Origin of the sequence: Arminella tubonensis (assembly GCF_003240585.1) — a bacterium.
Taxonomy (GTDB): Bacteria; Pseudomonadota; Alphaproteobacteria; order Rhizobiales; family Rhizobiaceae; genus Rhizobium; species Rhizobium tubonense.
In genome coordinates, this window is record NZ_PCDP01000039.1 from 83,913 (window position 1) to 97,762 (window position 13,850).

15 protein-coding genes and 1 pseudogene are annotated in these 13,850 nt (G+C 58.4%); 10 read left to right on the top strand and 6 right to left on the bottom strand.

From position 1 onward, the window contains the following. The first annotated feature begins 80 nt into the window (after positions 1-80). On the top strand, positions 81-983 hold the full coding sequence (gene kdgD, locus CPY51_RS20155) for a 5-dehydro-4-deoxyglucarate dehydratase (protein WP_111162066.1): 903 nt from the start codon (positions 81-83) through the stop codon (positions 981-983). Next, positions 983-2,116, top strand: a complete 1,134-nt coding sequence (locus CPY51_RS20160) for a mandelate racemase/muconate lactonizing enzyme family protein (RefSeq protein ID WP_111162022.1) — start codon at positions 983-985, stop codon at positions 2,114-2,116. The genes kdgD and CPY51_RS20160 overlap by 1 nt, the downstream gene beginning before the upstream one ends. Positions 2,117-2,145: 29 nt before the next feature. Here the strand turns inward: CPY51_RS20160 and CPY51_RS20165 are convergent, their stop codons facing one another. The 3 genes from CPY51_RS20165 to treZ all read right to left on the bottom strand — a co-directional run bounded on the left by CPY51_RS20165 (position 2,146) and on the right by treZ (position 6,455). Continuing rightward, the gene (locus CPY51_RS20165) at positions 2,146-3,000 is read right to left on the bottom strand and encodes an endonuclease/exonuclease/phosphatase family protein (RefSeq protein ID WP_111162023.1); all 855 of its coding nucleotides are present in this window, start codon (positions 2,998-3,000) and stop codon (positions 2,146-2,148) included. A gap of 107 nt (positions 3,001-3,107) precedes the next feature. Then, on the bottom strand, positions 3,108-4,571 hold the full coding sequence (locus tag CPY51_RS20170; RefSeq protein ID WP_111162024.1) for a phospholipase D-like domain-containing protein: 1,464 nt from the start codon (positions 4,569-4,571) through the stop codon (positions 3,108-3,110). A 42-nt stretch (positions 4,572-4,613) separates the two neighbouring features. Next, positions 4,614-6,455, bottom strand: coding sequence for a malto-oligosyltrehalose trehalohydrolase (gene treZ / locus CPY51_RS20175; protein ID WP_111162025.1), 1,842 nt, complete (start codon positions 6,453-6,455; stop codon positions 4,614-4,616). A gap of 420 nt (positions 6,456-6,875) precedes the next feature. On the opposite strand from treZ, the gene CPY51_RS20180 reads away from it, so the two are divergent. From CPY51_RS20180 to CPY51_RS20195, 5 genes and pseudogenes are all read left to right on the top strand, one after another. Continuing rightward, a complete protein-coding gene (locus CPY51_RS20180) occupies positions 6,876-7,142 on the top strand; it encodes a DUF2934 domain-containing protein (RefSeq protein ID WP_111162026.1) in 267 nt (88 codons plus the stop codon). A gap of 277 nt (positions 7,143-7,419) precedes the next feature. Next, positions 7,420-7,578 (top strand): hypothetical protein, encoded by a 159-nt coding sequence (locus CPY51_RS32540; RefSeq protein ID WP_154677736.1) that lies wholly within the window; start codon positions 7,420-7,422, stop codon positions 7,576-7,578. A 165-nt stretch (positions 7,579-7,743) separates the two neighbouring features. Then, positions 7,744-8,057, top strand: a pseudogene (locus CPY51_RS33505) (plasmid stabilization protein). 53 nt (positions 8,058-8,110) lie between these two features. Beyond that, positions 8,111-8,848, top strand: a complete 738-nt coding sequence (locus CPY51_RS20190) for a glutathione S-transferase (RefSeq protein ID WP_111162027.1) — start codon at positions 8,111-8,113, stop codon at positions 8,846-8,848. Between the two features lie 22 nt (positions 8,849-8,870). Next, complete coding sequence (locus CPY51_RS20195; RefSeq protein ID WP_111162028.1) at positions 8,871-9,269, top strand: low affinity iron permease family protein; 399 nt, start codon at positions 8,871-8,873, stop codon at positions 9,267-9,269. Here the strand turns inward: CPY51_RS20195 and CPY51_RS20200 are convergent. Both CPY51_RS20200 and CPY51_RS32545 read right to left on the bottom strand, forming a co-directional pair. After that, entirely contained in the window at positions 9,238-9,666 is a 429-nt protein-coding gene (locus tag CPY51_RS20200) for a low affinity iron permease family protein (RefSeq protein WP_111162029.1), read from the bottom strand. The genes CPY51_RS20195 and CPY51_RS20200 overlap by 32 nt on opposite strands. Before the next feature lie 17 nt (positions 9,667-9,683). Beyond that, the gene (locus CPY51_RS32545; protein WP_154677737.1) at positions 9,684-9,848 is read right to left on the bottom strand and encodes a hypothetical protein; all 165 of its coding nucleotides are present in this window, start codon (positions 9,846-9,848) and stop codon (positions 9,684-9,686) included. A 455-nt stretch (positions 9,849-10,303) separates the two neighbouring features. Here CPY51_RS32545 and CPY51_RS20205 point away from each other — a divergent pair, with 455 nt between their 5' ends. Next, positions 10,304-10,672 (top strand): hypothetical protein, encoded by a 369-nt coding sequence (locus CPY51_RS20205; RefSeq protein WP_146260149.1) that lies wholly within the window; start codon positions 10,304-10,306, stop codon positions 10,670-10,672. Positions 10,673-10,718: 46 nt separating this feature from the next. Here the strand turns inward: CPY51_RS20205 and CPY51_RS20210 are convergent, their stop codons facing one another. Further along, complete coding sequence (locus CPY51_RS20210; protein WP_111162031.1) at positions 10,719-11,813, bottom strand: GGDEF domain-containing protein; 1,095 nt, start codon at positions 11,811-11,813, stop codon at positions 10,719-10,721. A gap of 267 nt (positions 11,814-12,080) precedes the next feature. Here CPY51_RS20210 and CPY51_RS20215 point away from each other — a divergent pair, with 267 nt between their 5' ends. Together CPY51_RS20215 and CPY51_RS20220 are read left to right on the top strand one after the other, a co-directional pair. Beyond that, on the top strand, positions 12,081-12,695 hold the full coding sequence (locus CPY51_RS20215) for a cupin domain-containing protein (RefSeq protein WP_111162032.1): 615 nt from the start codon (positions 12,081-12,083) through the stop codon (positions 12,693-12,695). Between the two features lie 157 nt (positions 12,696-12,852). Further along, positions 12,853-13,794, top strand: a complete 942-nt coding sequence (locus tag CPY51_RS20220) for an ABC transporter substrate-binding protein (RefSeq protein ID WP_111162033.1) — start codon at positions 12,853-12,855, stop codon at positions 13,792-13,794. Positions 13,795-13,850: the final 56 nt, after the last annotated feature.

Sequence of the window (13,850 nt, forward strand, 5' to 3'; positions counted from 1 at the left end):
ATATGATGAGTTATTGACACATATCATATGAGAGCTATGATAGCGGAAATTGGCTCGAGCATTCGGAGTAAGTCGTGACCCTGGACCCACTGGCATTGAAAGCGGCGCTCGGCGCCGGCCTCCTCTCCTTCCCCGTTACGCCTTTCGGCAAGGATGGCAATTTCAATCGTGCCGCCTACGCCGATCACGTCGGCTGGTTGGCAGGTTTCAAGGCCAGCGTTCTCTTTGCCGCGGGCGGCACGGGCGAGTTCTTTTCGCTGGCGCCGGAGGAAATTCCAGCGATCGTCAGCGCAGCAAAGGCTGCTGCACGCGATACGCCCATCGTTGCAGGCTGCGGCTATGGCACACGGATTGCCGTGCAGATTGCCCAATCGGCCGAAAAGGCCGGGGCGGACGGCATCCTCTTGCTGCCGCACTATCTCATCGACGCACCGCAGGCCGGTCTGTTCCAGCATATCAAGGAGGTCTGCGATTCAGTCTCGATTGGCGTCATGGTCTACAACAGAGACAATTCGATCCTGACGGCGGAAACCCTTGAAAGGCTTTGCGAGGCCTGTCCGAACCTCGTCGGTTTCAAGGATGGCTCCGGCGACATCGGACTGGTTCGCAAGATCACCGCGACGATGGGCGACCGCCTGACCTATCTCGGCGGCATGCCGACCGCTGAATTGTTCGCGGATGCCTATCTCGGTGCCGGCGTGACGACCTATTCTTCAGCCGTCTTTAATTTCGTGCCGGCTCTGGCGCAGAAATTCTACTCCGCCCTTCGAGCAGGAGAGACGGAGACCACCAACAAGATCCTCGTCGACTTCTTCTATCCATTCATGGAAATCCGCAATCGCCAGAAGGGCTACGCCGTGGCCGCGATCAAGGCGGGAGTGCGCCTGCTTGGCCACGATGTCGGGCCTGTTCGCCCGCCACTGACGGATCTCAATGAACAGGAGGTCGGCATGCTTGAAGACTTGATGAGGCCCTATCGCTGATGAAGATTGCTGCCGTCCATACGCATCTGCTGGACCACAAGCTCGACCATGCATTCGAAAGCGCGTCGATGCGCTTCGATCGCCGCCAGCATTGCCTCGTCGAGATCGTCTGCGACGATGGTACGATCGGCTGGGGCGAGGCACTGGGACCGGCCGCACCCAATGCGGCCGTGATCAAGGCCTACGCGCCTCGCCTCCTCGGACGCGACCCGCTTGATATCGAGGTCTTGTGGCTTGAACTCTACAACCTGCTGCGCGATCAGGGTCAGCGCGGCCTGGCGGTAACGGCGCTGAGCGGCATCGATATCGCGCTCTGGGACATCAAGGGCAAGCACTACGAAACATCGATCTCTCGTCTCCTCGGCGGTCGCTTCCGCGAAGATGTCAAGGCCTACGCCACCGGCTCGTTCCGCAAGGATGGTGTCGACGCGGTATCCGATGTCGCCGCCGAGACCGCCGCTTACGCCGCGCAAGGATTTCACGCGGTCAAGATCAAGATCGGTTTCGACGTCGATCAGGATATCGCCGTTATCCGCGCCGTGCGTCAGGCGATCGGCCCGGATGTCGGATTGATGATCGATGCCAACCATGGCTATGACGTTCTTGAAGCGTGCGCGGTCGGCAAGGCCGTGGCCGATCTCGACATAGGATGGTTCGAGGAGCCGGTCATTCCAGAGCAGTTGGGAGCCTACCGCGCTGTTCGGCAGGGCCAACCGATCCCAGTCGCCGGCGGTGAAACCTGGCATGGCCGTTTTGGCATGCGCGAGCCGCTGGAAACGCGCGCCGTCGATATCCTCCAGCCCGACATTTGCGGCTCCGGCGGCTTCAGCGAGATGCGGCGGATCGCCGACATGGCAGCCCTTCACGGCGTCCGCCTCGTGCCACATGTCTGGGGCACCGGGGTCGCCATTGCCGCCGGGCTGCAGTTCATCGCCTCCCTGCCCCCAGATCCCCCGCGCCGCAACGGCCGGCCGCCAATCCTTGAATTCGACCGGACAGTCAATCCGTTCCGGCAGGCAGTCCTGACAACGCCGCTGGATCATGCAGGCGGTATCGTCACCATTCCCGATGGCCCGGGGCTCGGGATAGAGATCAACCGCGATACGCTCGAGCGGTACAAATTGAGGGATTGATCCAGCCATCGCCCGCCGGCGATTTCGGCCTAGGATAGGCCGCCGACGGATTTCGGCTCGGGGGTGGCATCGGTTCGAGCGAGATCGAGGCTCAACGTCGCCTTGATCGGCAGATGGTCCGATGCGATGCGGGCGAGCGCCGACGCGTGCGCCTCCACCTTCGAAATCAAGCCACTGCGATTTGCGAAAATCCGGTCGAGCGCCAGCACAGGCAGGCCGGCAGGAAAACTCGGTACCGCAGCCGGCAATGGGCCGAAGGCGGATTGAAACGTGCTGAGCGACGAGCGATCTCCCAACCGCCATTCGTTGAGATCGCCGAGCAGGATCGTCGGCGTCTCGTCATCACCGGTCATCAGCTCGACGATCATCCGCGCCTGTTGCGCACGGGAGCGGCGCAGCAGACCGAGATGCGCGGCAATAATCCGCAGCACGCCACCGTGTGCAAGCTCGATTTCGGCAATCAGCGCCCCGCGAGGCTCGAGCCCTGGCAGACTGATCTGGTGAACGTCGCGCAGCTTTCCTCGCTTGAAAAGCACCACGTTCCCATGCCAGCCATGGGCCTTGGCAGCCCCCGAAACCGGGACCGGAACGAGACCGGTTTCCCGCTCCAGCCGGTGCAGGTCGAGCAGGCCGGTGCGCTCGCCGAAGCGGCTGTCGGCTTCCTGCAGCGCCATCACGTCGGCATCGATCTCATGGATTACCCGACTTATCCGCTCCGGATCGAAGCGACCGTCGGAACCGACGCATTTGTGGACATTATAGGAGGCGATCAGCGTTCCCGACGGCCGCATGTGGCCGCCAACGACATTCGCCGCCGCGTGCTTCTTCCTGTTCCTGATGGAATCGAAGATGCTTGCGCGCAGGCTTACGTTCTTTTTGTGCATCTAGTCGCCGACCGTTTCGTTGTCGAAGCATCCAAGGATTTCCTTGAGCAAGTATAGGGGCCATTGCAGAACTTGCCATTGGAAAAGCCGTTGTCACGGCGCCCAGATCAGAGATAAGGCGATCCCAGCCAAAGGATTTTCTCAAGTAGGCGAACGGCGAAAGGCCGCGATCTGAGCGCATGAAGCTCAACCTGCCTGGCGCTCTTGAGAATATCCGCGATATGCGCGTCGATTCGCCCCGCAAAACCCCTGTCGATAACCTCGAGGTCGACTTCGAAGTTCAGCCGCAACGAGCGAGGATCGAGGTTGGATGATCCGACATATGCCCAGACCCCGTCGATCGCCAATAGCTTCGAGTGATTGAAAGGGCCTTCGGCGCGCCAGATACGGCAGTAGTTCTTGAGCATCTGGTCGAACTGCGCCGTCATCGCGTGGTCTACCAGCTTCAGATTGTTGGCTGCGGGAACGACGATATCAACCTCGACACCGCGCCGCGCCGCCGTGACCAGAGCGCTGATCAGTTCGCGATCAGGCAGGAAATAGGGAGACATAATGCTGATCGAGGTGCGCGCGACGGAAAATGCCCCTATCAGCATCTTGTGATTGGTCTCGACGCTCCTGTCCGGTCCCGATGAAACGACGCGCATGAAGACCGGAGTGCCCGGCTCGTTTGACGGCGTCGCGATCCGCCAGTGGTCGCCTCGCAGGGCCTCTCGGGTGGCAAAGCGCCAATCTTCAGCGGCGGTGTGAAAGAGATCGGCCACAACAGGACCGGTCACGCAGAAATGCATGTCGCGCGCATGATTCGGACCCGCAAATTCCGTCGTAAACGCCTGTCGTATATTCATGCCGCCGGTCAAGGCGATGCGGCCGTCGACGATCAGTATCTTCCTGTGGGTCCTGAGGTTGGCATAGGGCAGACGCAGCCCCATGATGACGTTGCCGTTAAACACATCAACCTGAACGCCACCGTCGTGCAAGTATCCCATGATGCTGGGCACCGAGTAGCGGGCACCGACGGCGTCGATCAGAACACGGACGCTGATGTCGCGCTTGACCGCCGCGATGAGGGCATCAGCAATGCGCAGGCCAACCGGATCACGATCGAATATATAGGTCTCGAGCAGGATGCTGCGCTCGGCGCCATCGATAGCAGCCCTCATCGCGGCATAGGCTTCGTCGCCGCTGTCGAGCATCTCGATCGTATTGCCGGTCATCAGCGGACGACGCGCGACGCGGTCGCCGAGCGTCTTCATCGACTCGAAACGCCCGCCGAAGAGCTTGGCGACCGCGTCGCCGTTGGCATCGAAACTCGCCAGCTCTCCGAGTGCATCCACTTGAAACAGCATTCTGCGTTGCGAACTCAATGTTGCGCGGCGAATGCGATTGATGCCTGCAATTGCATATAGCAGCGCACCGACGATCGGCGATAGCAAAATGACTGCAACCCAACCCGTTGCCGCCCGGACTTCTTCCTTGGTCATGGCGGCATGAACAGCCGCCGCAGCCCCCATGGTGATGGACAGAAGCAACAGGATATGGGGCCAATAGGTGAAAATCAGACTGAACATGCGCGCAATATAACTTTGCCCGCAATCCGCGCAATGCGCTCGCTACGAAGATCTTTCCGTCGCGCGATGAACGCAAAGGAGGACCGAATGCGCCGCCAGTCTGTTCGACCCGATATCGTCCGACGTCTCCAACAAGAATACCGGATTGCCCGTCCAGGCCGGCACGACTTTCGGTTCCGTTGAAAGATTGGCCCGCAACTCGACTATTTCATCGCCGAACGTCCATGAGACCGCCACCACATCCTCCACCGTCGACAAGGTCGTGGCACGCACGTCCTTTGTATGGGCAAGGAGCGGCACGAGATATTCGCGGCGTATCTCCAGAAGCTCGCTGATGAAGCTGAGCCAACTGCGACCATGCTCGCTGTCCCTTGTCCCCCACTGAAGCTTCGACCCATCAAAGGTATTCCTTGCGTTCGGGTCCGGGAGGTCGGCAATCGACCTCCCCTTCTTCAAGCCGCCAAATCCCTCAGCCTCCTTGATCCGTCCCTTGCGGACGATCTCGCCGAGTTCGCCGGTATAGTCGCAGAAAAAATAAAACGGCTGTGTCTCGCCGAACTCCTCGCCCATGAAAAGGAACGGAATCTGCGGCGATAGCAGCATGATCGCAGTAAGCGCCTTCACCATGCTCTCGTCGGCCAGGCTGAGTAGCCGCTCGCCAAAGGCGCGGTTGCCGATCTGGTCGTGGTTCTGAAGGAAATCGATAAAGGAACTCGGAGGCAAAGAGGTGTCGCTCCTAGCATCCGTCGCCTTCATGTCACTCGACATATCGCGGTTGGTGTAGATGAATCCGTCGCACAATGCCTTCGCCAGCTTGGCCGATAGATTGGTTGAAAAATCCTTGTAGTGTCCAACCTTTTCGCCGGTCGCAATCACGTGGGCGACGTGGTGGAAGTCATCGTTCCACTCCGCGGTGTAGCCCCTGACCTCTCCGTTGGCATTGCGCTTCAACAGGTCCACATAGTTGCGTTGGTCCTCCACCACCAGATGCACTTGCCTGTCGGCGAAGACGCTGCGCACGGTCTCGGCGATCTCCGTCAGAACGTGCTTGGGCGATGCGTCGTGGATCTGCTCCACCGCATCGAGCCTCAACCCATCCAGTCGAAATTCACCGATCCAATAGAGGGCGTTATCTATGAAATAGCGACGGACGGCTTCCTGCCCGAAGTCGATCGCCGCACCCCAGGGCGTCTGCCGGTCAGCACGAAAGAAGCTTGGTGCGTAGCGATGAAGATAATTTCCCTCGGGGCCGAAGTGGTTGTAGACAACGTCCAGAAGCACCATCATCCCAAGCGCATGCGCCGCATCGATGAATGCCTTCATATCCTCAGGCGTTCCATAGGCCGAATGGGGCGCGTAATGAAGCACGCCGTCATAGCCCCACCCACGTTCGCCGGAAAAATGCGCGACTGGCATGACCTCAAGCACCGTTATGCCGATCTCGGCCAAAAGCGTGAGCTTGTCGATGGCTGCCTGAAACGTCCCCTCCCGTGTGAAAGTTCCGATATGCAGTTCATAGATGACGGCCTCCTCCCAAGGCCGCCCGCGCCAGTCGTGCTGCCTCCAACGATAGCTGTTCGGCCCGGCAACACGGGACGGCCCGTGGACGTCTTTTGATTGGGCGCGCGAAGCGGGATCCGGAATAGCCAGCCCGTCTGAAAGCACGAACAGATAGTCCTCACCGATTGCATCGGTCGATATCCACAGCTCGAACCACCCGTCCGCGCGGGCGGCCATCGGATGATCAGCTCCGGCCAGCCGCAGCTTTACGGCGTCCTCGTCCGGCGCCCATAGGCGAAATACAGTTCCCTCGCCGCCGACGTGGGCGCCCCAGCTTGGCTGAACCGCCTGATTATGCTTGGCTTTCGACAATTGGTCCGTCATTGATCCCTGCCCTATTTGAACGGGGAGAACTTTCCGACGGTCGAATGGTTCCTCGCGACGGCTAAAATGAAGTCATCGGAATATTCTGCGACGACGGCTGAAGGTAATGAGATTTTCAATTGAACGCCAGCCGATCTAAGGTCATACTCTGCCTCTGCCAGCTCGCGTCCAAAAATCACTCAACTACAGTCTAGGGCATTCGACCACGCGAGGGCTGAGCATACTGTCAATGAGCGTGTTGTTCTGTGAAATATTGCCTTAAGTGATGAGAGCCCGATCTCTCGCCACGCTCCACGACACGCAAGCCCGCACCTCAGAACGGGTGTCTCTCAACGTCGAAATGCACAAGGTGCCGCAGGTTTGGAACTTTCGATACCTTGCGAAGTTAGCGAATTCCAATGGTGCGAATGGAGATACGCGATGACAGAATCCAGGGACGAATGGATCAAGAAACGTGCATATTCCCTTTGGGAAGAAGAAGGATATCCGACCGGCAAGGACGCTGCTCACTGGGAACAAGCGACCAAAGAGCGTAGCGAGATGGAAAAGACTGCGCCCGACGGCCTCAAGGTCAAACCGAAGGCCAAGAGCGCGGCAGCTTCGAAAAAGTCGACCGCCAACGGGGCAATACCGCCAGCCGCAGTCGTCAAGCGTACTACGAAAAAGGCCGTTTCGGCCAAAGCTTAAATCCACGCATTTCGTTCGCCTTGGCAGCGGTTTGCTTATCGACCGGCCCGGTGCTTCTGCATCGGGCCTTTGCAATTTCCGGCGGGCACCGAATCTCCACCGAAAACGCGCAAAATTAAGCAGCCACCCGCTTCGCGCCGGAACAACGTTCACACAAGCGTGTTAACGCACGAAATGTGGAGCCCGCGATGAAAAGCTTATGCGAAAGATTTGGAATCTATCGTCCTGACCGCGGCGGCCATTTGCTGCACGTCGACCTCATCGATGGGAGGTCGTGATGGCGCTTTTCATTCTCGCTTCGGCCTACCTTGTGACAGCTTTGGGGCTGGTCTTGATCATCGACCGCATCGTCGGGGTCATGTTCCGCGCGCCGGATGAGAATGTGCGGGCGTCCCCCGATGCCATTGCCGCAAAATTGCTTCGCCGGGTCAAGTGAGCGCAGCCAGTCAGTCGTGAGCGTCATGGATGCGCGCCGCATGTTCAATTCATGCTCAGTCCCGCTATCTGCGATCGGCCGAGCGGCCTGTTGCGCAGCAGGGGTCGGGAACCTTTAACCGGGAAATCGGTTTGAAGGACGAAGGTTTCGGATCGGAGAGGCATCATGCCCCCAGATGACAAATCCAGTTATACGGACAAGCGGAAGCGGAAGGCAGAACACGTCAAGGAGGGCTACTTAAGGCGTGGCGTTTCCGAAGGGAAGGCCGAACGCCGCGCTTGGGCCACAGTGAATAAAGAAAGCCGCGGTGGAAAAAATTCCGGCTCCAGTCGCGGTCATGCCGAAAGCCACGCGTCGTCAGAAAAAGGCGGCAGGATCGCAGGCAAGGCCGCGGCCCCACGCAGCGCGCCCACCGTTCGGCCTCGGCAAAGAAGGCAGCTGCAACCCGCAAACGCAATGCTGAGCACGCCCGTCATTGAGTGAAGGCGCAGCCGGGATAAATGTCCGGGATATCGAGAGCAAGGGCCATTGAATGCCATATGAACTTTACTATTGGGACGGCATTCAGGGCCGAGGAGAATTCGTCCGGTTGGCACTCGAGGAGGCCGGTGCGGCCTATGTCGACGCAAGCCGTGGCTCCGAGAAGTATGGCCTGGGAACGGCGGCGATGGTCAGGATATTGAGGAGCAAGGCAGAGGTGCATATCCCGTTCGCACCGCCCTTTCTGCGAGACGGCGACCTATTGATATCGCATGTCGCCAATATCCTCATGTATCTTGGCCCCAAACTTGGATTGGCGCCTGAAGACGAGGCTGAGCGCTACGTTGCCAACGGCCTGCAATTGACGATTACGGATTTTGTCGCGGAGGTGCACGACACGCATCATCCGATCGCGACGTCGCACGATTACGAGGACCAGAAGCGGGAGGCAAAAGCCCGCTCGATGGATTTCATTGAGAATCGGATGCCAAGGTTTCTCGGCTATTTCGAGCGCGTCATGCAGCAGAATCCTAAGGGCCCGAAGCACGTCATCGGCGAAGGGCTGAGCTATGTCGACCTCTCTCTGTTCCAGGTCGTCGAGGGCCTGAGATACGCTTTTCCCAACGCCATGGCCCGCTTCGCGATGATCTATCCCTCACTGGCGGCGCTGCACGAACTGGTCGCCAAACGACCCAACATTGCTGCCTATCTCCTTTCGGAGCGTCGGCTTGCCTTTAACGAGGACGACATCTTTCGCCACTATCCGGAACTCGACAAGGATGCCTCGTAGGCGCCCGCGAGGTATAGGGACGATGAGACAACCGCTGAAACTACATTTTCATGCCGCGTCGCATGCGACCACGCGATGGGTCGGTAGCGCGGTCTCGCTTGCGATTTTGATGGCCGCGACCGCAGCATGGCTGGGTTTCGGCTATATCAGAGGCTTTCCAGAAAGCTGGTTTCTGTTGACCAACATCCCTGCCACAATCACGATATTTCTCGTTCTGCTGCTGCTGCGCCATGCCAGGACGCAGAACATCCGGGCCATACACACCAAGATCGACGAACTGATCCGCTCAAGCGACGCCGGCAATCATCTCATCGCGTCGAACATCTGGCCGAGGAATCGCTTGAAGCCTTTCGCGCCGTGCACCAGCACCTGGCGAAGGATGGAGGCGACTAGGCCGGTTTCGGCAGCGAGCGAGCTTTAGCTTTCGGTCGCTTGGCATTGTCGTCCATTGGATCGACTGCAGCTCTCGCTTCGGCGATGCAATCCTTGCTCATCTCCAGCAGTTGCTGCTCGTCGAGTTTCTCAACGCCGACGAACCGGTTGGATGCCTTGCTCGTCAGGATCAGTTCGTCAAGTTTCGCCTGTAGCGCCTTGCCGTCCCGATTTTGAGAATGCTGCAGGACGAATACCATCAGGAACGTCACGATCGTCGTGCTCGTGTTGATGACGAGCTGCCAGGTCTCAGAATAACTGAAGATCGGACCGGTGACTGCCCAGGCAAGCACCAGCAAGAAAGCGGCCGCAAACGTCAACGGCCTTCCGGACCAGTCCGACACAATGCTTGCGAACCGCGAGAACAGACTTCTGTTTTGGGTCAACTGCGCTCACCGCCTATTTAGTTTCCGAACCGGGCTTGCAAGAACGCGGTCTGAACGGAAGTCTGCTGCAAACGAGCGGTCTTTTGCGCCGCAACGGGGGTGACAGGATACCAGTTGTAACCAACGATCAGAATGACCGCGACGACAAAGCCGAAGGCGATAGAGGAAAAACGCGCGAGCATGGCTGCAACTCCTTGTGTCACATAAACTCGCGCAACGGTTCGAAAGTTCCAGAGCTTGAAACTAAATCGTGGAAGCCGTCGCCAGGCTTAAGGTGAAATAGCGCACTCATTAGTGCGCTAGCATTTCGGCCATCGTCGCAATACCTGAAACAATTGGCATCACCGACCGCCCGGCGATATTGCCGCCAGAGATTATTTCCTGATTTGTAATCAGACAGATACGCTTCAGCAATGACGGAAATACCTGCAAAATCCGCCGAATTAAGCAGTTTTTAAGCAGCATATACTATGAGGAAATCTGCGGCGAAGCATCCGCCGCCCAGCGCCCGGGCCAACGATAGTTCGGGCGACAACCAAGACTGATCGATCCAGCGACTTGCATCGATGATCAACCGTCAAAGGTATTGATCGAATTCATCGATGTCGTATTCAGAGCGAATGGATGGACGAATCGTTTGAAGCATAAAGAACCAATACCTGGCAGTGACAGCACTGCCGCTCAGCGGCGCACTGCCGCAGCCAACGCGTTCGAGCAGGCACGCCAACGCGGCACGCCCGTGGAGGACGACCCGCGCTTTCTGTCCTGGATCGATCAATGGGTTGCCGGCGACATGACGATGGTGGAGGTCAGGCAACGCTACGGCCAGCTGCAGTCGGCCCGACGGATGGCCCGCAAAATGCACATGCCCGGGGTCACTCCCCTGCCCGACGTGGCGTCGGAACCCCAAGGTATTTCGGACAGTCACTTCACGTTCGACGAGGCAGAGCTCAACCGCATACTGCAATCGGAAATCGACGACGAGACACCGGCGCGAAACGGCTAGACCATTGGGGATTTCGTGTCGTTGGCAGTTGAGCGCCTAAACTCAGCTATGCCGCAAGTGCCGTCTCCACCCGGTTGCGGCCATTCCTTTTGGCGATATAAAGTGCCGCGTCCGCTGCCTTCAACGCGTGCTCGACACCGGTCGTGCTGATATTGGCCCCGGCGGCGCCCAGGCTGACCGTCACCCGCATATTGGGATTTGTGCCGGCAAATTCGTGCGCCTCGATCCGCCGACGGATTTTTTCAGCAACAATGACTGCCCTGGTATGATCCACTCCGGGTAGCAGGACGGCGATTTCCTCGCCACCGAACCGCGCAACAACATCGGATTTCCGAACGCAATTGCTGACGATCGAGGCGACATCGGCAAGGACACCATCGCCAGTATCGTGACCATATGTATCGTTGACCGATTTGAAATGATCGATGTCGATCATAATCACCGAATAGTTTCCGTCGGGATTTTGCGCGGGCGCCAGAACGTTTGCCGCCTTGGCATCAAAGGACCGCCTGTTGGCCAGCTTGGTCAACGGATCGACTGCTGCGTCGCGCTCAAGGGTTCTGAAAAGCCGCAGGCCTTTCCGCTCGTGGGAAAGGAAGTCGTGGAGGATCAGGACGCCGACGATGTTTACGGCGTTCACGGATAGCAGAACCCTCCAGCTCAACATCGCCAGGGCAGCGTGCGGCAGCGCAACGATCGAGATCGTCGACAGCGAAGAAGCGAGCCCAAGGCTGGCGGCCTTGGAAAGGCGCAACTTAAAGAAGCGGTTCGGGATCCGGCCCACCAATATTCCAGCCGCTGCGACGATCAAAATGCCTATCGTGCCCGACGTCGCACCCGCGCCGCCGAGCCAAAGCCGATAGCCTCCAATCACCGCCGTCGTGATGATAGCTCCGGGGAGGCCCGAGAACGTGTAGGCCAGCGCCAGCACCGGAACGCGCCCATCGTAAAATATCCCCGGCGCGAACGTGATCGGGTCGCTCATCGAGACGAAGCCCGCAGCAGCAAACAACAGACCGACGCAGATGTCGGTCGAAAGGCCGCCTGACGTCACTCGGATCACTTTGGAAAATGCAAGTATGATCAGCGCCGAAAAGGCCAGACCTCGGAAGAGACCGATAAAAAGCCAACTGTCATCCATTCAGTCACTCACATTATTGGATTGAACACGTGGCTAACGTAAGGGCCGTCAATCATCGTAAAACTAAATGTCGCTTGGGATCAATCAACGCTGATAGAGCATATTCGCATATCAGGGTAAAGAAACCGCGCAGTGCCTCTCCCGTTTCGACAGCGCTCCTGCCACTGCGCGCGAACCACCGAATTGGCTTTGTGATCTGGACACGGGGCATGCTAGTCCCATAATCTTCTAGCCAAATCCAAACCAGAATGTGTTCCGGCTTCACTGATGAACAAGATCGACCTCCAGGCAAATGCGGAAGACAACGACGAGCGAGCGTTTGTCCCCGCTCGTCTTGGAACGCGTCTGCGCCTCGCTCGACAGACGCTGGGCATGACTCTCAAGGCACTGGCCAAAGCCGCCGACTGCTCCGAAAGCCTGCTGTCGAAGATCGAGAACGGCAAGGCATCGCCGTCGTTGCCCATGCTTCATAGGCTGGTTGAGGTCCTCGGCACCAACATCGGCTGGATGTTTGAGGAAACCGACGGCGACGAGGGCATTATCTTTCGCGCCGGCACGCGCCCGCTCATCGCTCTCGATCCGCTGCGCCGCGGCGAAGGCATATCGCTCGAACGTATCATTCCCTACTCGGCGGGACATTTGCTACAATGCAATATCCATCACATCGAAGCGGGTGGTGAGAGCGCAGGTCCTATCCAGCATTCCGGCGAAGAGGTCGGATATGTGCTTACGGGTTCGATCGAATTGATGGTGGCCGAGCGAACCTTCAAGCTTTCAGCGGGTGACGCGTTTGTGTTCAAGTCGGAGCTGCCGCACTGGTATCGCAACGTCGGAGGGGATCGCGCCAGCATTTTTTGGGTGAATACGCCCGCGACATTCTGAGACGACTAGGCGGTTCGTAGGACTGGCTAAAGATATATTCTCGCACTCCCCGTTTCGTGTTTTCAAGTAACTTGACAACCATTCAAGTCTCTTGAATTATGCCGATGCTTGATGCCAATGAGCCCGGTCACGGGCCTTTCCGAAAAGGGGAACTACAATGCGATTTTCCAGATATCTCACGGCCTGCACGATATCCGCGTCCCTGATGCTCGCCTTCGGCTCTGCATCGGCAATGGCGGAAACCTTCGCGCTGGTAACGATCAACCAGCAGGCACTATTCTTCAACCAGATCAACGATGGGGCAAAGGCCGCAGCGAAAACTGCCGGCGCCGACCTCGTCATCTTCAATGCCAACAACGTCCCGAGCGCGCAGAACGACGCCATCGAGACCTACATCACGCAGAAGGTCGACGGTATCATTCTTGTCGCGATCGATGTCAACGGTGTGAAGCCCGCCGTCACCGCGGCTAAAAAGGCCGGCATTCCTGTTATCGCAATCGACGCACAGATCCCTGATGGCGACAACATCGCCTTCGTCGGCGTCGACAACACCAAGGCCGGCGGCGATATCGGCAAATTCTATGCCGATTATGTCAAGGCCAATATGGGCGGCTCGGCCAAGATCGGCGTTGTCGGCGCGCTCAATTCCTTCATCCAGAACCAGCGTCTCGACGGCTTCAAGAAAGCAGTTGCCGACAGCGGCGAGAAGGTGACCTTCCTCGATACGGTCGACGGCCAGAACGTCCAGGACGTCGCGCTCAGCGCCGCCGAAAACCTGATGACGGCCAATCCCGATATGACGACGCTCTATGCGACCGGCGAACCGGCATTGCTCGGCGCTGTCTCCGCTGTCACCAGCCAGGGTCGTACCGGCGACGTCAAAGTTTTCGGCTGGGATCTGACGAAACAGGCGATCGAGGGTATCGACCAGGGTTGGGTCACCGCTGTCATCCAGCAGGACCCTGCCGGCGAAGGCAAGGCAGCCGTAGAGGCGCTCGTCAAGGTCAAGAAGGGCGGCACGATCGACAAGATCATCAATGTCCCCGTCACCATCGTCACCAAGGAAAATGTCGCCGATTTCAAAGGCATGTTCAAGTAGGCGAATGCGAGCCGCACGACCGCGGCCGGAATGGTCGCGGTCGTTTCCCAAGCCGC

Coding starts and splice junctions, on each gene's coding strand:
- CPY51_RS20165 (WP_111162023.1), bottom strand. CDS start 3,000: ATGCACAAAAAGAACGTAAGCCTGCGCGCAAGCATCTTCGATTCCATC.
- treZ (WP_111162025.1), bottom strand. CDS start 6,455: ATGACGGACCAATTGTCGAAAGCCAAGCATAATCAGGCGGTTCAGCCA.
- CPY51_RS32545 (WP_154677737.1), bottom strand. CDS start 9,848: ATGCTCGCGCGTTTTTCCTCTATCGCCTTCGGCTTTGTCGTCGCGGTC.
- CPY51_RS20215 (WP_111162032.1), top strand. CDS start 12,081: ATGAACAAGATCGACCTCCAGGCAAATGCGGAAGACAACGACGAGCGA.
- CPY51_RS20220 (WP_111162033.1), top strand. CDS start 12,853: ATGCGATTTTCCAGATATCTCACGGCCTGCACGATATCCGCGTCCCTG.
- CPY51_RS20190 (WP_111162027.1), top strand. CDS start 8,111: ATGCCATATGAACTTTACTATTGGGACGGCATTCAGGGCCGAGGAGAA.
- CPY51_RS20195 (WP_111162028.1), top strand. CDS start 8,871: ATGAGACAACCGCTGAAACTACATTTTCATGCCGCGTCGCATGCGACC.
- CPY51_RS20160 (WP_111162022.1), top strand. CDS start 983: ATGAAGATTGCTGCCGTCCATACGCATCTGCTGGACCACAAGCTCGAC.
- CPY51_RS20170 (WP_111162024.1), bottom strand. CDS start 4,571: ATGTTCAGTCTGATTTTCACCTATTGGCCCCATATCCTGTTGCTTCTG.
- CPY51_RS20210 (WP_111162031.1), bottom strand. CDS start 11,813: ATGGATGACAGTTGGCTTTTTATCGGTCTCTTCCGAGGTCTGGCCTTT.
- CPY51_RS32540 (WP_154677736.1), top strand. CDS start 7,420: ATGGCGCTTTTCATTCTCGCTTCGGCCTACCTTGTGACAGCTTTGGGG.
- CPY51_RS20180 (WP_111162026.1), top strand. CDS start 6,876: ATGACAGAATCCAGGGACGAATGGATCAAGAAACGTGCATATTCCCTT.